The organism is Martinezella sp. CNPSo 3795, assembly GCF_057784475.1.
The window spans coordinates 467,605-489,190 of record NZ_JBXSOQ010000003.1 but is presented as its reverse complement, the minus strand read 5'-3'; the positions used below and the strand labels follow the sequence as shown (position 1 = coordinate 489,190).

Sequence of the window (21,586 nt, the reverse complement as noted above, 5' to 3'; positions counted from 1 at the left end):
ATCAGTTCTCCGGGTTCCAGCGGATGATCACGCCCTCGAACCGACTGCCTTCGTGGTTCTCGCGCCAGAAACGCCCCATGGTTTCGCGGGCGGTCGATCCGATCAACCGCGCCGGAGCCATTCCGGCAAGCCGTGCCGGGCTGAAGCCGTCCGAGATGGCGAAGGGCTCGATCTCGTCGCGGTGCAGCGGCCGACCATCGATCTCGATGTAGGCAATGCCAGCGTCGATCAGGTCGCTCGACATGATGACGATCGGAAGGACGGCGATGCACTTAGGGTCGGGAATGATCTTGCGGCAATGGGAGGTCCGCATGCCGACGAAGAGCTGCACCAGCTCGTCGACGTGAGCGTGGCGGCGGCGATTGCCACGGATCGTGTGGGTTTTCGTCCGATCCTCGATCTGTGGGGCGAAGTAGGGTTTGAAGCCGTAGGCAACCATCATGCGCCTGCCTTTCCGGCGCGGATGCGTTCGCCAAGAGCGTTCATCACAATCTGCCAGTGCGACGGCTTCAGGTCCGCCAACCAGATGAGGCTTAGGCCCGCGAGCCCAGCTGCCTCCTCGTCGAAGCCTTTGCGAGCCATAAGGCCGACGCCCGGATGGAGGATTTTCCACTGCGCCCAGGCGATCTTCGCCCCGTCACTGGTAAGCCACTCGTAACCGCTCGTGTTGCCGAAACCAACGCCGGCTTCGCGCTTCAGCCAGCCTTTCAGGCCGTCGATCGCCTTGGCGGCATCGTCGGCGTAGACCAGGAAGCGGGTATGGTCGATACCGGTCTGGCGTTTCACGAAAGCCAGCATGGCCTTGTCGTCGCGGTCACGGACGATACCGAGGTTCCAGGCGGCGATCCAAAGCGCCTGGAGCTTCTTCGCATATTTGCCGGTGAGCTTCTGGCGACCATTGGCGCGGCGCTCGGCCGGTTTGAAGCCGAGGCGGCGAAGTTCCGTCACCACCGCTTCCTGCTCATCCGGCTTCATAAGCGTGAGGCCGGATTTGCCGGTGACGCGGGCATAGAGCGCGCGTCGATCGGCGTCGTCAGAAATGCCCAACTGTTTGAAGCCGGCGTGGATTGCGGCGATGGCGGAACTCATTGTTCGCCTCCCGAATTTGGCACCGGCCACGCTGCGTTTGCGATCACCTCCTCGTTCAGCCCACGGCCGAAAGCGACGGCCTTGGCGGCATCGATGTCGCTCGCGATAATCACGCCGGAGAGCCAGCGGTCGCCGGCTTCGTCTCGGAACTTTGTGGTAAAGAGCACCTTGCGTGCGTTCAGTAACTGGACTTGCTTGCGGCCAAACCCGAGGGTGTCATCAAAGACTATTCCATCAGCGATCGGCAGCGTGTCAGATACGACCATCATGCCGCACCTCCGATGAGAGCCTGCGGCTTGTTGGTATTCATCCCATGGGCGAGTGGCACTGCCTCCCCGGCAACCAAGCCAGAAATCGTCGCGACTGTAACCTTCCCGCGTTCAACTGAGCGCGGCGCGACTGACACCGTGTCAGGAAACCGCAATGCCAGTGCTGCTTTGGCCTCTTCCTGGGCGGCTTCAGAAGCCGATCCTGCGAAGAGTTCGTAGAGACGCTCTCGAAGGCGCAAGACCATCGCGTCAGTGAACTCCGCAACCGCCTGTCGCTTGGTCTTCAACAAGCGGCGGCGACGGTAGTATGTGCTGGCTTTGAAGTTCGCGACCGCGTTGTCGATCGCGCGATCAAGCACCGCATAGAGATAGCTCGCGATTTCTGGGCCGGGATACCTTCCAACGAAGGTGCGAACCGGTGTTCCGCCCTCGTCGTTTAATATGCTGGCTGTATTCGTGCACCACGCCACTCTGCGCCAAAGACTGTCCCGAGGACTGTGGCCTGCCGTTTTCCGTCTAACGGATTTCTGTTCGATGATGATGTCGGCTTCCGTCAGGCCATAATCTCGCATCAGCTCCGCTGCCTTTGCTGCAGCTGCCAACGCCTCAGCTTCCGTGCAGCCCCTGGCAGTGGTCATTGCCCGAAGCGCGGCGATACGTTTTTTTAGTGCTTCCGACTTCATGTCGCACCTCACGCGTCGGCAATATTGAGGGAGATGCGAACCCATTCAGCTTCGTGGCTATCGCGGAAGCTGAAATGCAGGTACTCCTTGGAACCAATCACCCGCACGGCGGCGTTGATGGCCTCCATGGCACTGACCCAGCGTGAATCGTCGCTCTCGATTTTGAACAGTTCGAATACCGCGTCCTTGCTGATCTTGCCGGCCTGATCGACATTGAAGGCACGCGTGACTAGGCCGCGTATTTCCGCGCGGCCGTCTTCCGTCCACTCGTTGAGGCATTCGTCGATCAGCCCCTTGGCAACCTGCAACTGAGGCCCGAACTCGATCAGCTTGTTAACGCGGGTTTCGACGGTCATTAGGCCGTCGATCGTGCGATACTTCTGATTTCCTGCTCCAGCTCGTCCGCGTTTGACGAGGCCGTACTTGGCTTCGAGAAGTCGATCGAACTCGGAAATGTCTGCGCGGGTGTGCCTTTTAAAGCGGGCGAGTTCGGCGGATAGAGACTTGGCGAAACCGATGATCTTGCGGACCATCTGATCTTCCAGAAAGTCCTCTGGCTTCACGAGGGCGAGAGGTGTGAGACCGCCTTCGGCGTTGGTGACGTAATCCTTGCCGTTTACGACGGTGATACCCGTCGCCTGCTTTGCTTCCAGAATAACTGCGTCCATGGTTTCAGCCTCTGATTTTCGGGAGTTGTTGAGGGGAGTTCGTTGCGAGCCGAAGGCGGCGCGCAGCCTTTTCGAGAGCGGTGCGGGCCGCGCGCTCGTCTCGGGAGTGATGTGCCTTTTCGAGGCGATCGTATGCCTTAATCACTTCGGAGATCGCCTGCGTGACCGATGGCTTTGCCAGAGCCGGGGTCGAGCTGGCGCGAGGCTTAGGGGCCTTCACGAGATAGAACTGCTCGGCCTCGGCTGCTTCGCCGTCGGCAGCAATATTCAGGGTCAACAAGCCGGAATGCCTCATGGCGCATCTCCGGGCTGACGATCGCGCGGGGTGAGGGCGCGGGTCACAAACGAGATGATGTTGCTGCCTTCGAAGTTGGTGTTGACCGGCAGATCGCCGGTCAAACGCTTTTCCATCTGCTCGCAGTCAGCTGCGATATGGTCCAGGAGCGCGCAGATATCGGCGGCGACGACCGCCGATATCTCACCGCCGACAAGGGCGTGATTGAGCATGGCATCGCGCAATGCTGCGAGTTTCTGAGAGGAACGCATTACTTCTTCCTCCCAAAATCCGGGCGAATGATCTTCGCTTCGTCGAGCATCATGTTGCCCATTGCCTGGGTCGCAAGATCGTTGACGACGGCGCGACCGATCTGGCTGACTTCCCCAAGGCGGAAGACGGACAGCTCCTGTTCCTGATTGTGCGCAAGACGAGCAAGCGACGTCAGGAAGGTGGAGAGATCATCGAGCTGGTCCGGGCTGAGGCTGGCTCCGGACTTCGAAGTCTCGCGAAGATCATCCGCGATGGCGAAAAGCTCTCTGGCCAGGGACATCATGCCATGTCCTCCACATCGCGCATTTTCCAAGCGGACTGGATATGACGCAGCTCGACGTTGGAGCCTTCGCCGATCGCCGCCATGATCGCCATGCGCATGGTCTTGTCGATCTGGCGAAACGCACCGCCCTTCATGCCGACGCCGGTCAGAAACTTGACGCAGGCCGGATCGGTGACGTTCCAGGCGGCAATGCAGGTTGCCAGATCTTCGTCATAGGGCTGGACGCGGTGAAGGCGCTTACCAATGCGGCTCTTCAGCTGAGCATAGGAGCGATCGGTCCGATGCTTGGTAAAGCGGCTGTAGACCTCTGAGTTGCCGACCACCGCGACGCCGCATTCGTAAACATCGACGAAATAGCGGAGCTGGTTGAGAGCCGCGTCGTCAAGGTGCTGACCTTCATCGACGATGAGAAGAGTGCCGCCGCCCGTCCGGCGCAATCGAGTGCCGATGGCGCGTGCCAAACGGGCCGGATTGTGCTCCCGAACTTCCAACTGCTCCGCCAGCTCGACGAGCATGCCGTGCACCGTCTTGGTGCTTTCCGTCACCGTGGTGTGATAGACGTGCGGTCGGGTGCGTGCGAACTGACGGCAGGTTGCCGTTTTGCCCATCCCGGCACCGAGGGTGATCATTACGAGGTCGGGAGCAAGCTGCGCCCAGGTCAACGTCTCGATGATTTCTAACGACCCGCGCAAGGGCATATATGGCGGCGATTGCGGGATGGTTGCAGCGATGCCAGCGGTTTCCTGAAGAGCGTCGAGCCACTGCGCGACCTTCTCGTTCAATGTGTCCAGGCGACCTTCATACTTGCCCGAATAATACTGGCTGAATGTGCCGTCCGGCATGCCGATGCGTCTTGCGACTTCGGCCTTGGTCCATCCGTAGGTCTTGCCCACGGATATGATCCGATCGACTAGTTCGCGCCACAGGTCCACATCAACCTGAGACTTGTTCCCGCCGACTTCGGGAGCGCGCAACGGGCGCTCCCATGTCTTGAGCTGGCTTGTGCTGATATGCGTATTCATCTATAAAGGCTCCGTGTGATGCCCTTAGGGGCTGATTATCGGGCGGGTTTTCCCGCCCTTCTTTTTTCCGGAACCGTACTCACTACTTTTCGGCTCTGCTGGAACGCCGGACGCAGTACTCGCTGGCGTATTTCCCGAAGGAAATTCAATGATCCCGTTCGCCTGGACGATGCCCAGGGCGCGGGAGAATAGGCTTTCAAAACGCTCTTCACTGATCGCGTCAGCTGGCGCTGGCGTGGGTGCCAGGGCGAGGTTGCCGCTGGTGACCAGCCGCGTGACCGTGGGACGGATTTTCTCGGGCTCGGCCGGCTTGGGCTTGTCGCCGCGATAGTAGATTTCGCCGAGCTGCTGCGCCGTGAGCGTGGCGTGAGCATCGGCAACCTGCTGGACGGCCTTGATATGATTTTTCACAAGGCGGGCCTGCATACGGGCGTCGTCGACGTTGTCGAAGCCCGTGTTCTCGATGCACTTCGCCTCGCAGATCAGGCGGCTTTTCAGGTCGTAGACCTTGACCGGCTGGTGCAGCGCATCGGGATCGAAGCGGATTACGACCTTCTCACCGGCATACTGATTGAGCGCGACGTTCCAATAACGGTTGCCCTGGAAGTGGATTTCGCCACTGCCCTTCTTCGTCTTGATGGCCTCAGATGCGAGCAGCCACAGCGACGATTGAGCAGCAGTCGGAACGCGGACGATCGTCGAAGGCGCATTCATGCTCGCCTCGAAGGTCTGCATGAAGCTCCGGCCTCGGCAGTTTTCAGCGCGACGGCCTTCCTGGTTGTTGTGTTCCTCGATCTGCTCTGCGACGTGGCGGCGGAAATCCTCATAGGGGATTGCCCGCGTCATGTAGTTTTCCGGCTTCGCGTCCGGTTTGTTGCCAGTGTACGCGCCGCTGCAAAACGGATGCTTCGAGATCAGCTCTGCGAGATCGCGCCATGCACGTTCGATAGGCTTCGACTGACCAGCATAGGGGCGGGTGAAGTGGACATCGATGCCGAGCGTGGTGAGTAGGCCGCGTGGGTCTTCGGGCTTGACCTTGAAGCGGAAGCGCTGGACGGCATCGCCGCTGATCCATTTCGAAGCGAAGGCCTTGCCGTTGTCGATGTACATCGTCTCGGGAATGCCGTGACGCTCGACCATGCCGCCGATGACCAGGCGCACCGCTTCCCATGTTTCGGCTTCAGCCAGACGGTGCGAGAGAATGAGGCCCGAATAGAGATCCTGAATGCCGATGAGATAGAAGCGAACCGGCTTCTTCGACCAGGGCACGTCAACGAACACGTCGATCTTGTGACCGTCCATGTTGACGGCCTGCATTGCATGGAAATGAGCGCGGCTACGGCGTTGGGCTGGTACCAGCGTTCGTGCCTTGTCTTTGCCGTCACGCTTGAGAAGAAGAGCGGCCTTGCCGACTTGAGCTTCCATGCGGCGACGCAACGTGCGCTCTGAGGGGATAGGTGACCATCCCTTTTTCTTCGCGGCACTCACGACGCGCCGGTAGCAGACGGAAAATGCGGGCTTTTCAGGCCGAAGGTAGTCCGACATGAGGGCTTGCCAAGCGTCTGGATGGCACTCCAGCAGATCAGGCGCGGTACCGTCGTTGCCAGCGAAGTCTGGCGCGAGCGCAGCCAGATGATCCTCGGGATCGAGACCTTCCGTCATCTTCCGCCACTCGTAATATGCCGACTTCTGGACGCCGGCATCAAACGTCGCCATGGCGACGGCAGCTTCGCGCCGGATCGAGCGATCGCGGACCAGTTCTTCGACGCGGCGAAGCACCTTCAACCGCGCTTCGCAGATGGCCTTGTGCTCCTTCGAAAGCTTGTTGAAGCGTGCCCAAAGGGCGTTTTTGCGCGCCTTCATGGCTTTCGTTTCTTCGGCCGTCGTCTCAGTCATGATGAAATTGAGGCGGTCCCTTGCTTCCTTCGGGAGCACAGAGACGTGATATTTGAAACCACCGCCGCCTTCGCGGCCATCCGCCTTACAGAATAGAGCGGGGTTTGACCGCCAGCCTTCGGCCTTCGCCTTCTTGGCGAAGCCGCTGAGCGAAGCGGGAAGGCCGGGGAGGGAGAGTGCCAGGAGTTCGTTGAAGGAAAGGAACTCGTTCATGCCACCGCACCCTTCTTTGCGGCCATGTAGGCGCGGATATCGGCTTCGTGTTCCCGGCAGAAATGCAGCGTTGCCAGCACCGCACGGATGCGGGCCATCAACATGTCGGCTTCCTCTTGTCTCATTCGCCCCTCGCGAACCATTTTGGCGTAGGACTGCTGACGCAGCCCAATTTCCCGTTCGATTTCCGAAATTTGCCCAATGATGGAGATCTTCGTGGCCATCAGCGCCCTCGCTTGGCCAGCGCAACAGGCCGAGCGGTCTGTCTGCGGATTTCCGCCTCGATGCGCTTTCGCTCCTGTCGGAGGCGCTCGATTTCGGCGAAGCGAGCCTCGTCACCGATCAGCACCGTGACGCCCTGGACGGACGCGACCTCATCCCAAAGCCAGAGTGCGCCGGTGGCGTGCACAAAGGCAGCGAAGCGGATTAGAGTTACGTCGTGGCCGGTCTTGCTTTCGGCAGTGTAGGCGTCCAGTGCGGCTTTGCTGATGGCAGAGAGGCCGAGATATTGCGCCATCCGCGCTGCGATCGTGGGGCGATCGTGGGGGCATTCACGGATGGCGCGTGCCATCGCGCGCTTGATTTTGGCGCGATAGCGGTCGATGTCGATGGATTGAACCGGCATGCGAACCGGGAAAATCTCCTGGCTCCAAAAGTCGAGCTGTGAAGGGTCGGCTTTCATTGAGCCTTCTCCATTGCTGACTTCACCTGTTTGCGAAGCTCCTCGGGGATTTGCGCTTCGACGAGCATGTCGAACACGAAGAGTACTCGCGTCATGCGATCGGCCCGCTTCCAGGCGAGATCGAGATCAGCGCGGATGGCACGCTGTTTATCGACCTCGGAAACCTCCTTCGGGGGCTCCTTTGCCGCTTGCAGGACTTTCGAAATATCCGGCTCTTTTTTTAGTGCGGCCGCAATTTGCTGCTGGCGCTTTGGCCCCTCTTTGGCGAGCTTTAGCAGAAGCGATTGGTTGTCGGCGGCGGGCGTTCCACGAAGTTGCGCACGCAGAGCAGGCTGGAGGTTTTGAGCGATCGCGTTGAGCCTGAAATAGGCTCGCTTGGAGAGGCCCATCCGATCGGCAACATGCTGCGAAAAGCCGCCGCTCTCTGCTTCCGCTTCGAATAATAGTGCCAAGTTGGCACTATTTCCGGGGCGGCCTGGCTCGACCTTGCCGTGTTTGTTCTCCCAAACGTCACGATAAGTTTGAACAAAGATCGCGCGATCCATAACGGACAGATCGTTACGGAAGAGATTTTCCGTTATCTCGATGAGCTGGGCCTCATCTTTGTCGCCATCGACGACAATGGCTTCGATCTCGGGCTCACCATTCAACACAAAGCCGCGCAACCGGTGCGCACCGGCAACCAACGTCCAGTTGCCACCCTTCGCGGCGGGTGTGGAGCGGACTGTGATTGGGTTGATAAGGCCGTGCTCGACGATGCTCTGAGCGATCGCGAGGGCATGCTCTTCCTCGACTGCGCGAAGGCGTTCAGGAATAACGATCTGATCAACTGGGATAAGTTTGAACTCGGCCATCACGCGGCCTCCGCTGCTTTGGCCAGCTCGGCCATAAAGATGTCGCCGGCCCGCGATGCGAGACGATGGTAGACCCGGTCAAAGACACCGTCGGTGCGACGTGCTTCGATGACGCGGATGGCCATCAACATCGTCGAGCGAGCGATGCCGAGCATCTTGACGATACGGCGACGTGGGACGTTGAACTCGGCGTGAAGAATGTAGAGGGCGACCTGTCGCGCCAGTGCCGCGTCCAACATGTGCTTTGGCGGGCTCACGAGATAGCGCATCGGCAAATGTGAGAAATGCGACTGCGAGGCCTTGTAGCAGCAGGCCAGCATGGTGGTGAGGCGTTCAGGCTCGGAATAGGGGTTCATGAAAATACTCCCATCTGACGAGCGACGGCGATTATGGCAGCTGCAATCCCGGCTATCGTGATGCTGCCGACGAGCAGCCGTTCTGCCAGCTGGCAAGCCGGCGAATAGGAGGGAATGAAGGGATTTCGCGCGCCAATTTTCCTGTGCGTTTTGGTCATTGTGGCATCCAGCGGAAAAAAGGATTGTCGGGGTGTGGCGCGGGCGGTGATGGCGCTGGACAGCCGGGGTTGAGCGATAGACGCCCTGCCGACCAACTGTATGAGTTGGCACCGGACAAAAAAGGCTAGAACAGGCATCCGCCCGCGCCGCGTCATGCAACGGCCCTCCGGCCGTCTGTGGACTCCGCACGGTACTCGTGCGAAAGAATTGTCGTGGTTTTTTTGGGATATCGGTCTGGAAATAGTTCGGCCACGGGGACACCGAGGAACGCGGAAATAATTGCCTCGTTGCCCTCGTTTGGTCGGGTCCAGATCGTGCGAAAGCCGCCAGGCGCTTTGTTATTCATCTCTGCTAGGCGCGTAAGGGTCATGCCCTTACGGCGCAGCTCAGCGAGGATGAGATGACGATCCCAGCGGATTGGCTTCGCCATTAGAACCTCCTGCATAAGGCGGGTGTTGGTCGCACTCGCCTTTTGTTGACACTTGAGTGAGCAATCGCAGCCAGCCGAAGCAGGCTGCTAATGATAGGTGTAGCCAGAAGTGGCCATATCGTCAAGAGCGATATGGCCAATAGTGGCTATATGACGTGTGGGCGCATGAGTGACTTAGGGAAGCGCATCAAAGAAGCGGCCGAGGAGGTAGGTGGATTGAACAATCTCGCAGGTGAGATTGGGCAGCCGAGGCGTTCCCTTGGCAATTGGGTCGCGGGGACAAGACCTAAGCCAGAAGTAGTTGAAAAAATAGCCGACGTGACAGGCGTAACGCTTAGCTGGTTGTTGAGGGGCGATCTCCCGAAGTACAGCCGCGAGGCCGGATCCCTTCGGCCGGCCCAGCCGACTGATACGGCCGCGTCTCTGATCTCAGCGGCTATTGAGCGGGCTGAGTCCCAGCTGGCCGATGAGATTCAGCGGGCATCGCCAAAAGTGGCTATAGAGAATCCATCCTCGGGCGAGGCGATGGAGCGCCTTATGGATCAGGTCGTTGACCTGATAATGCAGGTTCATCAGGAGCATAAAATTCGGCTGGGAAATGCGGCGGCGGCTAAAGAGGCATTGCGCCGCTTCGCGCAAGTGCAACGACAAGCTCATGATCCCTCGGATCCGAATGAGCTTCAGGCGCTATTACCATGGTTGCGCCACTTGATTGATAAAGATTTGTCGGATGCACGAACCAACCCCGGTTCTGGCAAACGCTCGGCCTCGTGATCGTCCAGCCAAGCCAGGATCATCAGACAACGCGGCAGCATTCGACCGGTCCCGGCAGGGTGAGCCAGGTGGCGAGCATCTGCGATTTGAGGTTGAGGGTCATGCAGTTCGTGGAAAGCATGACCAGTTGACCGCTTCCGGCGATCAGAGACCTAGAAACACTGCATGATAACTACCCGCCCCCCGGCGTTACTCATTACTATTTTGAAGCTAGTGATTGCGATCCGTGGTCGCAAGAGGCGATTGCCAACTCGCGCCCCGGTTCAGGCGTCGTTGCTTTCAGGAGGTTGTTTGCCGGCCGCGCGCTCCAGGCGCTGCAGCTCTTTCGAGACTGCCTCGCGGATAAATTTTGCGCGCTGGTTCTTTCCGACTAGGGCGTCAATGCGCTCATTCATGCCTTCCGGCAAGCGCACAACAGTTGGTTTCACTTTGAGTGGTGGTCGCCCCATGCGACGGGAACTATCCGATATCGGAAAGTCAGTCAATCTCGCCTCCAGACAGCATACATAAGCGATATCGCTTATAATTGTATAACCGATATCGCTTATATCTTCAACGGAAAACCGGCCGGGGCGACTTACTGGTATAGAGGTATGCTTACTCGCTTTGGTGTATCCACTGACGGGTCTTCTCGTCGTAGATCGGGTGCGGGACGCAATAATAGCCTGGCATGAGCTTTGCTGCCTTTTCGCCACAAGCACATTTCAAACGCGCCTCTATGTCCTTGAATTTTGCATGCGCTCCGGCCTTTTCTTCCAGAAACTGGCGGCTTACTTCGCGCATGTCGCCGCACGCTGTGCATCGCACCATGAATACAGAGCCGGGCGGGACGATGTTGAGGCTTCCGAAATCGCCATTGGTTTCAACGAATTTTCTCGGCATGGTCAGTCTCTCGGTATCTTGCGTGCGGCAAACTCGTTGCGCTCGCGGTTATTACATTTCGTGCAGCGCAGAAATCGACGCCATTGGACGAGCGGCGTTCGGGTTCCTCGACGACTGAGGATGCGGCGGCTAAGCGGCGCATTGTGACGGCAGCGGCTGCAGAGGCCGCGCAGCTCCCACCATTCCGGCAGGTCGGCGAGGCATATGTCAGTCAGCAGCGCAACGTCGCCAGCGGCGACGATGATCATTCCTTTAGCGAAGGTGAGGGGATACGGGTTTGCCCTGGCCTTCACCAACGGCAGCAGGGAGCCGAGCGATTGGCGACGTGGCGTCGGCTCGATGCTATCGATATAGGCAGTCCAGTTTCCGCGCATGGTCGATCAAAAAGCAGGTGCTATTGGTTGAGCTGATCGCCATAAGTGACGGTCCAAGGGACCACATATTCTTCGCACCACTGATCGATAGCTTCATCCGGCGTTGCACCATCACACCATTTCACCCGCGCGGGGATGCCTTCTCCTCGATAGAGAATGGCAGCCACACCCGCCGCTTCGCACCAGGCGAGTTCAAGCCAGTTGCCTGACGGGCCGGTATTGACCACTCCGTTGAACGCCTCTTCTCCCTTGTAAAAATATTCGAACTTGTTCCCCGATTGGAGCAGGAAGATTTCCCGTCGCAGAACGGGGTGCACTTCCTCGGGTGTTTGCGGGCATAGGATCGTAAAATACCCGTCGCGAAGATCGATGGTCGGCCACGTTCCGATTTCACTGAAATATTTCTCTCGCAGATACACGTTCTCATCCTCCAAATGCTGCACGCATGGCGGTTCGCGGATTGTCAATTCGGGTTAGATCGAGGCGGCCAACATTAGCCGCCGAAGCCAGCGGCATCATCGCCATCGCCTAGATGTTCTTATTATGTTCTCATGTGAGAAAGAGTCAAGCGCATCGAGCGGCGCTCGTCCGTCATCTCGCTATTCCGGGAAAATATAGATATTGCCTTCCTGCAGGGCGGCGATGAACGCATCCCGTGCCACTTCGGCATCGACCTCGCCATCATAAGCTCGGATCAATGTCTTTTTGCACGCATTGAATGCAGGTCCGTCTTCGACGGTGGGCCACTCGTGCAGTAGATACTCCGAGGCTCGTTCAATGCTCGAAATGGCCACTCGCTGACCGACTTTGCGCGTCTCCACGACTACAGGCTTACGCCACCAAATTCTCGCCATCTTCCATTTCCTCCCGCCGCCCGAACTATCGTACCACGACCTTGGTTCCGCCGGATCTGGGCAAACCTCGGACGAAGGGTTGAAAAGGTGAAAGCATCGACGTTGTGGGCTTTTGGGAAGGTTTGCCGGTGGTTTTCCCTGCAGGGCAAACCTGAAATTGGGTTTTGTGCGCCTTCGATGTTCGAAATCGGATCATCGCCCGCTCGGGCGTCCCGAAGCCAATCTTAGTAGTTTCAATGATTTGAAGGTCCGCAAGGCCGTTTTAAAGCGGATTTGAGGGCCATGTTCAAATTCCGCGCTGCCGCCGCGATTGCCGCGCTATTATCCGGCTTTTGCCGCCGTGCGCTGTCAAATCTTACTTCCCGCGATTTTCCCGCACATGCGGCGAAAGCCCTTATTTTTCCGGGCTTTGTCACTCAATCCCGCATATTCCCGGTTAATCCCGGATATTCCGGTTACTGGTGGCGGACAACAGCGAAAGCTAAACCCTTTCGACATTTGAAAGGGCTGAATTCAAGAACCGGCCGCGCCAATCCCCTTGGGGCCGTCGAGACGAGCGACGTCGTCATCCAAGGTTCTTACTGCCGCCGCCAAGGTTGCTAGTGCCGACATCATGAGGGCATGGTCTTGGCCTTCCTGGGATTGCGACTGGGCCAGAGCAAGAGCTCGATCATGAAGCTGCTGGCTGATGGTATCGAGCCGATCGATAGTGTCTTGGTTCATAGCCGTCTCCTTCACAAACCAATTCGGCAAAGCGCCATATGTTTGGACCATATGTTTGTGAATGCACGGTGCGGCTTATTTGTTCCGGGCGAACCTGATCGGTAGGGCGGCAACTGCGATTTGGGATATCGTTGGCAACTCCATATCGATCAGATTTGGCTGATAGCTCTTCCGGTATCTATGTTTTGCAAGGCGGCCAGAGGCATTAGCCGCCGAGGGACGGCCTCATACAAATTCGACGCCCATGCTGTTGATTTTTCGCCAGCGCACTGCGCAAGCCAATAATCTTTCGTCCGAAAGTTGCAGTTTGAAGGCGTTGGGTGCGGCGAGTGGGTTTTCGATTTGGATCATGGCGCCGGTATCGGACAGATTTCGGACGAGGCAATCGAAGACCGAGTGGCCGTCGTTAAATATGATTTTCGCGCCGAGAAGCGTTCGCTTTCGGGTGGCTACCCGGCCTTCGGGTGAGAATGCCGTCATCGCGCTGGCTCCTTCAGTCCTGTTTTTCACTAATATGGCATGTTCTAATATCGAAGATATTAATGGGAAGTCGCAAATTGAGCGCTTCCCGCCGTCAGATGCAGCGAAGGGGAGTGGCGGGTATCGGCAAGATACCAGCTGGACGGAGGCAGGCACAGCCCGGTGCATCGGCACCGCCATATCTTCGAGAGCCAATCTCTCTGGTTTGATCGCAAGCGGAATATCTCAGCGGTGTCTGATGAAGGCAGCCACCGGCGAACAAGTTGCCGTCAATTGCGTTGTATTTTCAAACGGCCAATGGAAATCCATGCAACATCTCTTGCAAGACGAAACATGCTCTGGCACCGTGCCGCCATAGGGGATCGGGATTTTCAATGAGATTGTTTTTGGCAGCGGCCACCATGCTGGTGATCGCCAATTCCGCGATGGCTGCAGACGATGCCGTGAGCAATGCGTTCCGGGTCTGCAAGATGATCGACAATACCGGCTTGTTTACAGCACCTTGCCAGGTTTCCAGCCGGAGGTACGCCGTCATGGCGACCATAGATCTGCCGAACGCCGATGCCAGGAAGGCCTGCGCGCAGATCACCGGCGTGGTTTCGTCAAAGGGGCTCCATTTTCCCGGGGGAGAATGGACCGTGCAGATCAAGTCACCGACCAGCGGCGACAAATCCATCGCATTTTGCAGATTGCCGAAATAGAGCAACTCCAGGAAAACTGCGTAGCGGTTTTCCGTCCGGAACTGCGAAAAAACAAAGAGATAGAGCGTTCTCGCAATTCAAGGAAGCGGAGAAGCTCTAACGCCGTCAGGCCGAGGCGTTCAGTTCCTCTTCGGCATAGGCAAGCTGCAGTTCCATCTGGACCGCATGCATGAAGAGGCCGGCTTGCCGCGAGATTTCGCCGTCTTCCACTCCCTGTTCGCGCAAGGCGTTGGCAAAAAGTGCCATTTCCGAGCGCCAGAAGCGGTTTGCCGCCTCACCATGTAGCTGCTGAAGGGCTGTGGCACACCGCCTGACATCACTGGTACGCCTGTCGGCCGGGAATGGTAGAAGCGACATATTCTCTCCGTCATCGGCAGGGGCGAATCGCCTGCCTCTGTTGGCAAAGATCGCCGGCACTCGTTCATAAAAAGTGAATAATGTCAGAGAGATCCCGCGTGGTGCGGGAAGGATGGGTGATTCACTGCATTACGGATATGCCTGCTTCCCGAGCAGCCTTGATCAAGGCCTCTCTTACGGCTTCGGCAGGGACGGCGCCAAGCATAGCTTCGAGGCAGACCCGTACCGCTGCGACATAGTCTTCGCCATTTGCCACCGGCCAATGTTCCAGCAGCAGCTCTGCGACCTGATGCACCGAATTGACGCGGCGGGTTCCGCCATTCTCACCCATGACAAGCGTGACAGCTGGAAATGGTCGTAAAGTGTTTCGTTTCAAAACGCATTACCTCCGAAACGTTCATGCTTCGGTAACACAGCAAGAAGCGTTCCGATTCGGACGCTTTCCGGCCGAGGTCAGTGAAACAGGTTCCGCTCCTTGGTACGTGGCGAGCAAATTCACCTTGTAAATTCTCGCAATGATTGTAGAAGTGCGACGAATTATCGTATCTCTCCCGCAGAATTGGATAGATCTTGGGAGAGCTTGTGGTCACGCACGCGCGGTGGCCGACGGCCCTATGCCGAGATACCGCATGCAGAGCACGGAAGCTTGCGTACTCAAACACGGATCGGCAACAGGTTCAGTATCGCTATCTAGTCGAGCACGCCGGCTTCGATGCAGGCCTCGATGAACACCTTCCTGGCGTACTCGCAAAGAAAGGGGTCGGTCACGGCTTCAAGGCAGAGGCTTCTGGCCGAATCGTATTTTTCGCCTCTGACGGTCGGCCAGCGGAAAAGGAGGTGATTGTGGGCTTCCTTCGGGCTTCGAATTGCTTCCGGCATGCCGTGGCCGATACGCAGATATACGGGCTCTGGCCAGCGGCTTGCGCCGGCCCTAAAGGTCATTTTCATTTCGATGATGCTCCGACATTGCGAGTGAAACTCCCGCCACGGCAAAAAGTTTCGCAATTTCCGGAAAATCGGTCCGCACCATTTCTGTAAGAGCGGTGCGGCGCCCAACAGTGTGGCAGCCTACCGGACATACCCCAATCAAGCCTTGTGAAAACGGTGCGCAGCAGGTCTCGAAACAGGGCAGCAATTCCTACTGAATCACCGGCATCTCAAGGGGGACGCCAGCCTCCGATGCTGCAGCGACAAAGCTATTGCGGGCTTCCAGCGGTTGTCCCTGGCCTCTTTCGACGTCGGCACAGACCTGCAGAGCCATCATGAAAGCCTTGCCCTCTGCGACAGGCCATGCGTTCAGCAGCATGTCCAGCGCTTCCTTGGTGTTCGCGACCGTATAGACTTTTCCGGTGCGCTTGCAGATGACCATGATGGGATAATTCCAGTCTTTATTGTTCATTGCAGGAGGCTCCGATCCGACGCCGCCGAAATTAACGCTACGGTGTGCGGAATCTCAAGTTAATTTCAAGACGATATCTGGAGCACTTCGGAACTGTTTCAATCGTCGGGAAATCAATTCGAATGCCGGTGTGATCAACTTTCGAGTCATAACTTTCGACGTCGTGTTTTTCACAGGAAATCATTGCGCGGAGATTACTTGCACTGGGCGATGAGATCATAAAAGACTTGGCCCACAGCGTGGCCGACAGGAGAGGGTGATGGGAAGCTTTGCCGAGATCAGGGAGCGGGCCGAGAAGCGCAAGGGAGGCGCCGACGGGTTAAAGGCGCTGATGCCCAAGGTGCCGAACCATGAAGTGCTGCGTGCTCTGCCCGATGATCGGATCTTGTCGGAGATGACGCGCTACATCTTCTATGCGGGTTTTGTGCGCAACGTCATCGATTCGAAATGGGCTGGTTTCGAAACGGCATTCTCCGGCTTCGACCCCGCTTTTCTCAATCTGGCGCCGGATGATTACTGGCATGATCTGACCTCGGACGCACGGGTCATCCGCAACGGCGCCAAGATCATGTCGGTGCGGGCCAATGCACAGTTCATCCGCGCGATTGCAGATGAGCACGGCAGCGCCGGCCGTTTCTTCGCCGATTGGCCGCTGGAGGATCAGATCGGCCTGCTTGCTCTCCTGGACAAGCAGGCAAACCGGCTCGGCGGCATGACCGGGCAGTATCTCCTGCGGGCAATCGGCCGCGACAGCTTCGTCATGAGCCATGACGTTCTCGTCTGCCTGCGGCTTTCCGGCCTCCCTATCTCGGAGAATAAGCCCACCAAGAAGGATCTTCGACTGATCCAGGATCAGTTCAGCGCCTGGCACGTCGAGACGGGCCTACCGATGACTTATCTCTCGCGCATCTGCGCCTTCTCCGTCGGAATGCCGGGAGAAGAGGACGAGGCCTGATTGATCTCATCCATCGAATGATGTTGGATCGCGCCGCGAGATTGGAGGAGCAGAATGACGAACGATAGCAGACCCTTGGCCATCAGCGCGCCGGAGCCGCGCTCGCTCGAGCTTATCTTCACCAAGGATGCACTGTCGCTCCTTCATTCGAAATATCGCCTCGTCGAGGCGGATTCGGACGATATCGCCGGACTGGGCGACGAGGTGCTCGCTGAGGCGCGCTACATCATCGGCCAGCCGCCACTATTGAGGGAAACGCTGGACCGCATGCCGCAACTGCGCTGTATCCTGAATGTCGAGAGCAATCTCATCAACAACATGCCCTATGAAGTGCTTTTCGAGCGCGGCATCCACGTCGTGACCACTGGCCTCGTTTTTGCCGAGCCGGTCGCCGAGATCGGCCTGGGATTTGCGCTGAGCCTGGCCCGCGGCATCGTCGATGCCGACCTTGATTTCCGTGAGGGCAGGGAGCTTTGGGGCGGTGATGGCAATGCGAAGGCGCGCCTCGTTGCCGGCAGCGATATAGGCATCGTTGGCTTCGGCGATCTCGGCAAGGCGCTGAACCGCGTGCTTTCCAGCTTCCGCGCCAATATCAGGGTCTTCGATCCCTGGATGCCGCCTTCGATCCTCAGGGAGCATGGCGTTCAGCCGGCCGGATTGGACGAAGTCCTGTCCAACAGCGATTTCGTCTTCGTGGTCGCTTCGGTCACCAGCGAGAACAGGGGCTTTCTCGGTGCCGACGCCTTCGCGAAAATGCGCGAAGGGGCCGCCTTCATCCTGCTCAGCCGGGCCGATGTCGTCGATTTCGATGCGCTGATGGCGGCGGTGGCTTCAGGCCACATCGTGGCGGCAAGCGATGTCTACCCCGAGGAGCCGCTCGGCCTTGATCATCCCGTGCGCAAGCTCAAGGGCTTCCTCCGCTCGGCCCATCGTGCCGGCGCGCTCGACAGCGCCTTCAAGAAGATGGGCGACATGGTGCTGGAGGATATGGATCTGATGGATCGCGGCCTGCCGCCGATGCGCTGCAAGCGCGCCGAGCGGGAAACGGTATCGCGCATGCGCTCGAAGCCGGTGACGCGCAACTGATCTTTAGTCTTCACTCCCGGCGCAATATCTCTCTGCACCGGGAGTGGATTTGTATCGACGGAGCTAGCGGCGATCGAGTCGATTGGCGACGCGATCGCCCAGCCATTGCATACCCCAGACCAGAATGATCAGGATGATGACGACGGCGATCATGACGCTCGTCTCATAGCGTTGATATCCGTAGCGGATGGCAAGGTCGCCGAGGCCGCCGCCGCCGATCGTGCCGGCCATGGCCGAAGCACCGATCAGCGTTACCATGGTTACGGTGAAGCCGGCGACGATGCCCGGCATCGCTTCCGGTATCAGCACTTCGCGAATGATGGTCCAGCGATTGCCGCCCATGGCGCGCACCGCATCGATCAGGCCGCGATCGACATCACGTAGCGAGACTTCTGCGACACGCGCGTAATAGGGGATTGCGGCGATTGTCAGCGGCACGATCGCGGCCGTCGTGCCGAGCGCCGTGCCGACGATCAGGCGCGTCAGCGGAATCAAGGCGATCAGCAGGATGATGAAAGGCACGGCGCGGAAGCCGTCGACCAGGATGCCGAGGACGCGGTTGATCGCACCCTGTTCGGCGATGCCTCCGCGGCTGGTAACGACGAGGGCGAGGCCGAGCGGCAGGCCGATGATGAGGGAAAGAAAGCCGGATGCGCCCGTCATCCAGATGGTTTGCCAGAAGGAGCGCCAAAGCAGACCGAGGATTACATCAGTTGTCATAGCCTAGAACCTCCACCCGGGCGGAGCGGGCTTTCAAGAAATCACTGACCTGGGTCGGCAAACTCGCGTCGCGCGTCGGCACCGCGACGAAGAAGCGGGCGACGGGCTGGTTCTGGATATGGTCGATGCCGCCATGGACCAGCCGGAAGGAGCGGGGAAGAGCGGCCGAAAGTTCGGCAAAGAGCGCGCCTTGTGCGGCAGGGCCGGCGAGATCGACGCTGAGGATGGCTTCGGCACCCGATGTCGGGGAAAGGCGGGCGGCAATATGGTCTGGGAGTTGCGGACGCGCGCCGCTGAGCAGGCTGGCGGTGATGTCCTGCTGGGGATTGGCGAAGACCGTCCACACCGAACCTTCTTCGACGATGCGGCCGGCGTCGATCACCGCGACGCGATCGGCGATCGAGCGGATCACTTCCATCTCATGGGTGATGAGCAGGATCGTCAGGCCGAGCTTGCGGTTGATGTCCTTCAAGAGCGCCAGAATGGAGCGGGTGGTTTCCGGGTCGAGTGCCGATGTTGCTTCGTCCGACAGGAGAATGGCTGGCCGAGCGGCAAGAGCGCGGGCAATGCCGACGCGCTGCTTCTGGCCGCCGGACAGGGCAGAAGGATAGGCCTTGGCCTTGTCGGCGAGGCCAACGAGTTCGAGCAGCTCGCGGGCGCGCTGCAATCGTTCCGTCTTGCCAACGCCTTCGATCTTCAGCGGCAGGGCGATATTTTCCTCAACGGTTCTGGAGGATAGCAGGTTGAAATGCTGGAAGACCATGCCGATGCGGCGGCGCAGAGGCTGCAGTTCCTTTTCCGACAGACGCGCGATGTCCCGACCTTCGATATGGATTTCGCCGCTATCGGCACGCTCCAACCCATTCAGGCAACGGATCAGCGTCGATTTGCCAGCGCCGCTGCGGCCGATGATGCCGACGATTTCGCCGCGGCGCGCGCTGAGCGAAATGCCGTCCAGCGCCGGCGTGGTGCCGAACCGGCGGCGGACATCGACCAGACGGACGATCTCGTCGCCGCTCGAACGTTCAGGCGGCGCCTGTCCGTCGATGGCAGTGGCTGGGGTGAAAGAATTCATAATTCGTCTCTTCGTATAAAAGCGGCCTTCGAGTTTGTGGAGGCCATTGTACCCCCCTCTGTCACTTCGTGACATCTCCCCCACAAGGGTGGAGATTGTTGGGAGTTTGTTGGGCGCTTAGCAGAACAATCGGCAATGTGTCAGCAGATGCGATGCTTATTTCTTGGTTATGGCTTGCCGCGTATTTTCAATCTCCCCCCTTGTGGGGGAGATGTCACGAAAGTGACAGAGGGGGGTGCACACTCTCTGCGAATTCCATAACCACTATAAACGTCATCGCATCCCGAAGGAAAAACACTAAAGGCGGCCCGGGCAAGATGCCCCGGCCGCCTGCCGTTCAGCGCTGTCCCCCGCGCGGCCCTGATATCAGTAGGCGCTCTGGCCCGTGCCCTTGTAGACCTTGTCGAACTCGGCCTTGACGACGTCGTTCTGGTAGGAGGCGACCAGCGTCTTCACCCAGGCTTCATTCTCGCTGCCCTGCTTGACGGCGATGAAGTTGCGGTATGGGTTGCCTTCGGTCTGCTCCTGCGCGATGCGATCCTTCGCTGAGAGCCCTGCTTTCAGCGCCCAGTCGGTGTTGACGACGGCTGCGTCAAGATCGTCGATCGAACGGCCGACGATACCGGCATCCAGTTCCTTGATGTCGACGTTCTTCGGATTTTCGGCAATGTCCGCGACCGTAGCGAGGATGCCGGTGCCGTCCTTGAGCTTGATGATGCCCTCATGCTGCAGCACGAGAAGCGCGCGGCCCTCGTTGGACGGGTCGTTCGGTACGCCGATGGCAGCGCCCTTCGGAAGCTCGGCCACGGTCTTGTATTTCTTCGTGTAGAGACCGATCGGCCAGATGCCCGTATAGCCGGCAACGACGATGTGATAGCCGTGCTGCTTGATCTGATTGTCGAGGTAAGGCTTGTGCTGGAAGGCATTGGCGTCGATTTCGCCGCGTTCCAGAGCCTCGTTCGGCTGGGTGTAGTCGTTGAAGACGACCGGCTCGACCGTCAGGCCCTTCTTGGCGGCTTCAGCGACCACGACGCGCCAGACGTCCTCATCCTCACCGCTCATGATGCCGACCTTGACCGTCTTGTCTGCGGCGAAAGACGGCGTAGCGGTTGCCGTCAAGCCGAAAACGGCGACAGCGGACACAAGCATGGCGGCAAGGCCGGCGCGACGGGAAAGGCGCAGCGCGTCGAAACCTCTAGAAAGCTTTTCAGTCATGGGAAATCCTGTTCAGATGATCGAGATCGTCTCTCTTTTGACGATCGGATCATCTCAGACGTGCGTTCAATGCGCGAAGCAGGATCATGCGTTGTGCACCGCAGTTCTGAAAAACTCTTTTCAGTGCAGCGCAAAAGCGCAACTAATTTTCTATAAATGTAGTGGATTATTTATGCGGCAAATAGGCATTTGCTCAAATTTTAGGCGAATTAGCGGTGAATGGGGTCTTTCCAAAGCACCTCTTCGGGCTTTTCGACCGGTTCGATGTCGAGATTGACGACGACCGGCTCCTGGCCGGAGCGGACAAGCACGCATTCCAGCGTCTCGTCGCGGCTGGCATTGATTTCCTGGTGCGGCACATAGGGTGGCACGAAAATGAAATCGCCGGGACCGGCTTCGGCCACGAATTCCAGATTTTCGCCCCAGCGCATCCGCGCCCTGCCTTTGACGACATAAATGATGCTTTCAAGATCGCCGTGATGGTGGGCGCCAGTCTTGGCATTGGCGTGGATGGTCACGGTTCCCGCCCAGATCTTTTCAGCGCCGGCGCGGGCATGATTGATTGCGGTCGCTCGGTTCATGCCCGGTGTCTGCGCCGTATTCGGGTCGAGGGCATTGCCGGGGATGATTTTGATCCCATGTTCACGCCAGTCGATCGGTTGATGGCCGTGATCGTGCCCGTGTTGATGCTCATGTTCATGATCGCCGCACATGATCGTCCTTCCGGCTTCTGCTAGGAGATTCGCATGCCTTCCACAGATGCGCTGTTATTTCACTCTACGTGAAGTCATTCAAAAATAAAGAGAATTGCAGAAAGTTATCATTGAGGCTTTTCAAGTC

General features: G+C 58.4%; 35 protein-coding genes. 3 read left to right on the top strand and 32 right to left on the bottom strand.

Annotation, left to right across the window (positions count from 1 at the left end):
* Nucleotide 1: 1 nt before the first annotated feature.
* From AC13QY_RS12060 to AC13QY_RS11985, 16 genes are all read right to left on the bottom strand, one after another.
* On the bottom strand, nucleotides 2-442 hold the full coding sequence (locus tag AC13QY_RS12060) for an ASCH domain-containing protein (RefSeq protein ID WP_488493500.1): 441 nt from the start codon (nucleotides 440-442) through the stop codon (nucleotides 2-4).
* Entirely contained in the window at nucleotides 439-1,089 is a 651-nt protein-coding gene (locus AC13QY_RS12055; RefSeq protein ID WP_488493499.1) for a regulatory protein GemA, read from the bottom strand. Before AC13QY_RS12055 ends, AC13QY_RS12060 begins: the two co-directional genes overlap by 4 nt.
* A complete protein-coding gene (locus AC13QY_RS12050; protein ID WP_488493498.1) occupies nucleotides 1,086-1,358 on the bottom strand; it encodes a hypothetical protein in 273 nt (90 codons plus the stop codon). Before AC13QY_RS12050 ends, AC13QY_RS12055 begins: the two co-directional genes overlap by 4 nt.
* Nucleotides 1,355-2,041, bottom strand: a complete 687-nt coding sequence (locus tag AC13QY_RS12045; RefSeq protein WP_488493497.1) for a DUF7168 domain-containing protein — start codon at nucleotides 2,039-2,041, stop codon at nucleotides 1,355-1,357. The genes AC13QY_RS12050 and AC13QY_RS12045 overlap by 4 nt, the downstream gene beginning before the upstream one ends.
* 8 nt (nucleotides 2,042-2,049) lie before the next feature.
* The gene (locus AC13QY_RS12040; RefSeq protein ID WP_488493496.1) at nucleotides 2,050-2,709 is read right to left on the bottom strand and encodes a DUF3164 family protein; all 660 of its coding nucleotides are present in this window, start codon (nucleotides 2,707-2,709) and stop codon (nucleotides 2,050-2,052) included.
* Between the two features lie 4 nt (nucleotides 2,710-2,713).
* The gene (locus AC13QY_RS12035) at nucleotides 2,714-3,004 is read right to left on the bottom strand and encodes a hypothetical protein (RefSeq protein WP_488493495.1); all 291 of its coding nucleotides are present in this window, start codon (nucleotides 3,002-3,004) and stop codon (nucleotides 2,714-2,716) included.
* Entirely contained in the window at nucleotides 3,001-3,255 is a 255-nt protein-coding gene (locus AC13QY_RS12030; RefSeq protein WP_488493494.1) for a hypothetical protein, read from the bottom strand. The genes AC13QY_RS12035 and AC13QY_RS12030 overlap by 4 nt, the downstream gene beginning before the upstream one ends.
* The gene (locus AC13QY_RS12025) at nucleotides 3,255-3,539 is read right to left on the bottom strand and encodes a hypothetical protein (RefSeq protein WP_488493493.1); all 285 of its coding nucleotides are present in this window, start codon (nucleotides 3,537-3,539) and stop codon (nucleotides 3,255-3,257) included. Before AC13QY_RS12025 ends, AC13QY_RS12030 begins: the two co-directional genes overlap by 1 nt.
* A complete protein-coding gene (locus AC13QY_RS12020) occupies nucleotides 3,536-4,561 on the bottom strand; it encodes an AAA family ATPase (protein ID WP_488493492.1) in 1,026 nt (341 codons plus the stop codon). The genes AC13QY_RS12025 and AC13QY_RS12020 overlap by 4 nt, the downstream gene beginning before the upstream one ends.
* 24 nt (nucleotides 4,562-4,585) lie before the next feature.
* Nucleotides 4,586-6,670 (bottom strand): transposase domain-containing protein, encoded by a 2,085-nt coding sequence (locus AC13QY_RS12015; RefSeq protein ID WP_488493491.1) that lies wholly within the window; start codon nucleotides 6,668-6,670, stop codon nucleotides 4,586-4,588.
* Nucleotides 6,667-6,894, bottom strand: coding sequence for a hypothetical protein (locus tag AC13QY_RS12010; RefSeq protein ID WP_488493490.1), 228 nt, complete (start codon nucleotides 6,892-6,894; stop codon nucleotides 6,667-6,669). Before AC13QY_RS12010 ends, AC13QY_RS12015 begins: the two co-directional genes overlap by 4 nt.
* Entirely contained in the window at nucleotides 6,894-7,352 is a 459-nt protein-coding gene (locus tag AC13QY_RS12005) for a hypothetical protein (RefSeq protein ID WP_488493489.1), read from the bottom strand. The genes AC13QY_RS12010 and AC13QY_RS12005 overlap by 1 nt, the downstream gene beginning before the upstream one ends.
* Nucleotides 7,349-8,206: a ParB N-terminal domain-containing protein gene (locus AC13QY_RS12000; protein ID WP_488493488.1), complete on the bottom strand. Its 858-nt coding sequence runs from the start codon at nucleotides 8,204-8,206 to the stop codon at nucleotides 7,349-7,351. The genes AC13QY_RS12005 and AC13QY_RS12000 overlap by 4 nt, the downstream gene beginning before the upstream one ends.
* Nucleotides 8,206-8,562, bottom strand: coding sequence for a hypothetical protein (locus tag AC13QY_RS11995; protein ID WP_488493487.1), 357 nt, complete (start codon nucleotides 8,560-8,562; stop codon nucleotides 8,206-8,208). The genes AC13QY_RS12000 and AC13QY_RS11995 overlap by 1 nt, the downstream gene beginning before the upstream one ends.
* Nucleotides 8,559-8,720 (bottom strand): hypothetical protein, encoded by a 162-nt coding sequence (locus AC13QY_RS11990; RefSeq protein WP_488493486.1) that lies wholly within the window; start codon nucleotides 8,718-8,720, stop codon nucleotides 8,559-8,561. The genes AC13QY_RS11995 and AC13QY_RS11990 overlap by 4 nt, the downstream gene beginning before the upstream one ends.
* Nucleotides 8,721-8,872: 152 nt before the next feature.
* Nucleotides 8,873-9,151 (bottom strand): helix-turn-helix domain-containing protein, encoded by a 279-nt coding sequence (locus AC13QY_RS11985; RefSeq protein ID WP_488493485.1) that lies wholly within the window; start codon nucleotides 9,149-9,151, stop codon nucleotides 8,873-8,875.
* A 90-nt stretch (nucleotides 9,152-9,241) separates the two neighbouring features.
* Between AC13QY_RS11985 and AC13QY_RS11980 the strand changes: the two genes are divergently transcribed.
* Nucleotides 9,242-9,925: a helix-turn-helix domain-containing protein gene (locus AC13QY_RS11980; RefSeq protein ID WP_488493484.1), complete on the top strand. Its 684-nt coding sequence runs from the start codon at nucleotides 9,242-9,244 to the stop codon at nucleotides 9,923-9,925.
* A gap of 263 nt (nucleotides 9,926-10,188) precedes the next feature.
* On the opposite strand, the gene AC13QY_RS11975 is transcribed toward AC13QY_RS11980, so the two are convergent.
* The 12 genes from AC13QY_RS11975 to AC13QY_RS11920 all read right to left on the bottom strand — a co-directional run bounded on the left by AC13QY_RS11975 (nucleotide 10,189) and on the right by AC13QY_RS11920 (nucleotide 15,695).
* Complete coding sequence (locus AC13QY_RS11975; protein WP_488493483.1) at nucleotides 10,189-10,410, bottom strand: ribbon-helix-helix domain-containing protein; 222 nt, start codon at nucleotides 10,408-10,410, stop codon at nucleotides 10,189-10,191.
* 112 nt (nucleotides 10,411-10,522) lie between these two features.
* Complete coding sequence (locus AC13QY_RS11970; RefSeq protein ID WP_488493482.1) at nucleotides 10,523-10,807, bottom strand: hypothetical protein; 285 nt, start codon at nucleotides 10,805-10,807, stop codon at nucleotides 10,523-10,525.
* Between the two features lie 2 nt (nucleotides 10,808-10,809).
* Entirely contained in the window at nucleotides 10,810-11,181 is a 372-nt protein-coding gene (locus AC13QY_RS11965) for a hypothetical protein (protein WP_488493481.1), read from the bottom strand.
* A gap of 20 nt (nucleotides 11,182-11,201) precedes the next feature.
* Complete coding sequence (locus tag AC13QY_RS11960) at nucleotides 11,202-11,600, bottom strand: hypothetical protein (RefSeq protein ID WP_488493480.1); 399 nt, start codon at nucleotides 11,598-11,600, stop codon at nucleotides 11,202-11,204.
* Nucleotides 11,601-11,780: 180 nt separating this feature from the next.
* Nucleotides 11,781-12,035 carry a DUF982 domain-containing protein gene (locus AC13QY_RS11955; protein WP_488493479.1) on the bottom strand — a complete coding sequence of 85 codons (255 nt, stop codon included), beginning with the start codon at nucleotides 12,033-12,035 and terminating at the stop codon, nucleotides 11,781-11,783.
* Between the two features lie 513 nt (nucleotides 12,036-12,548).
* Nucleotides 12,549-12,758 carry a hypothetical protein gene (locus AC13QY_RS11950; protein WP_069611809.1) on the bottom strand — a complete coding sequence of 70 codons (210 nt, stop codon included), beginning with the start codon at nucleotides 12,756-12,758 and terminating at the stop codon, nucleotides 12,549-12,551.
* 225 nt (nucleotides 12,759-12,983) lie between these two features.
* Complete coding sequence (locus tag AC13QY_RS11945; RefSeq protein ID WP_113355115.1) at nucleotides 12,984-13,238, bottom strand: PilZ domain-containing protein; 255 nt, start codon at nucleotides 13,236-13,238, stop codon at nucleotides 12,984-12,986.
* Nucleotides 13,239-13,524: 286 nt separating this feature from the next.
* Nucleotides 13,525-13,944: a hypothetical protein gene (locus AC13QY_RS11940; RefSeq protein ID WP_156090738.1), complete on the bottom strand. Its 420-nt coding sequence runs from the start codon at nucleotides 13,942-13,944 to the stop codon at nucleotides 13,525-13,527.
* Nucleotides 13,945-14,044: 100 nt separating this feature from the next.
* Nucleotides 14,045-14,296, bottom strand: a complete 252-nt coding sequence (locus tag AC13QY_RS11935) for a DUF6074 family protein (RefSeq protein WP_069611806.1) — start codon at nucleotides 14,294-14,296, stop codon at nucleotides 14,045-14,047.
* A gap of 121 nt (nucleotides 14,297-14,417) precedes the next feature.
* Nucleotides 14,418-14,627 carry a DUF982 domain-containing protein gene (locus AC13QY_RS11930; RefSeq protein WP_173002450.1) on the bottom strand — a complete coding sequence of 70 codons (210 nt, stop codon included), beginning with the start codon at nucleotides 14,625-14,627 and terminating at the stop codon, nucleotides 14,418-14,420.
* Between the two features lie 359 nt (nucleotides 14,628-14,986).
* Nucleotides 14,987-15,244, bottom strand: coding sequence for a DUF982 domain-containing protein (locus AC13QY_RS11925; protein ID WP_113355111.1), 258 nt, complete (start codon nucleotides 15,242-15,244; stop codon nucleotides 14,987-14,989).
* A 190-nt stretch (nucleotides 15,245-15,434) separates the two neighbouring features.
* Nucleotides 15,435-15,695 (bottom strand): DUF982 domain-containing protein, encoded by a 261-nt coding sequence (locus AC13QY_RS11920; protein ID WP_092712227.1) that lies wholly within the window; start codon nucleotides 15,693-15,695, stop codon nucleotides 15,435-15,437.
* Between the two features lie 259 nt (nucleotides 15,696-15,954).
* On the opposite strand from AC13QY_RS11920, the gene AC13QY_RS11915 reads away from it, so the two are divergent.
* Both AC13QY_RS11915 and AC13QY_RS11910 read left to right on the top strand, forming a co-directional pair.
* A complete protein-coding gene (locus AC13QY_RS11915; protein WP_113395217.1) occupies nucleotides 15,955-16,650 on the top strand; it encodes a DNA-3-methyladenine glycosylase I in 696 nt (231 codons plus the stop codon).
* A 54-nt stretch (nucleotides 16,651-16,704) separates the two neighbouring features.
* Complete coding sequence (locus AC13QY_RS11910; RefSeq protein ID WP_488493478.1) at nucleotides 16,705-17,736, top strand: hydroxyacid dehydrogenase; 1,032 nt, start codon at nucleotides 16,705-16,707, stop codon at nucleotides 17,734-17,736.
* 63 nt (nucleotides 17,737-17,799) lie between these two features.
* Here AC13QY_RS11910 and AC13QY_RS11905 read toward each other — a convergent pair whose 3' ends face one another.
* The 4 genes from AC13QY_RS11905 to AC13QY_RS11890 all read right to left on the bottom strand — a co-directional run bounded on the left by AC13QY_RS11905 (nucleotide 17,800) and on the right by AC13QY_RS11890 (nucleotide 21,459).
* Nucleotides 17,800-18,456, bottom strand: coding sequence for a methionine ABC transporter permease (locus tag AC13QY_RS11905; protein WP_488493477.1), 657 nt, complete (start codon nucleotides 18,454-18,456; stop codon nucleotides 17,800-17,802).
* A complete protein-coding gene (locus tag AC13QY_RS11900; protein WP_488493476.1) occupies nucleotides 18,446-19,531 on the bottom strand; it encodes a methionine ABC transporter ATP-binding protein in 1,086 nt (361 codons plus the stop codon). The genes AC13QY_RS11905 and AC13QY_RS11900 overlap by 11 nt, the downstream gene beginning before the upstream one ends.
* A 366-nt stretch (nucleotides 19,532-19,897) precedes the next feature.
* Entirely contained in the window at nucleotides 19,898-20,746 is an 849-nt protein-coding gene (locus AC13QY_RS11895; RefSeq protein WP_488493475.1) for a MetQ/NlpA family lipoprotein, read from the bottom strand.
* A gap of 209 nt (nucleotides 20,747-20,955) precedes the next feature.
* Nucleotides 20,956-21,459, bottom strand: a complete 504-nt coding sequence (locus tag AC13QY_RS11890; protein WP_092712216.1) for a cupin domain-containing protein — start codon at nucleotides 21,457-21,459, stop codon at nucleotides 20,956-20,958.
* Between the last annotated feature and the right edge of the window lie 127 nt (nucleotides 21,460-21,586).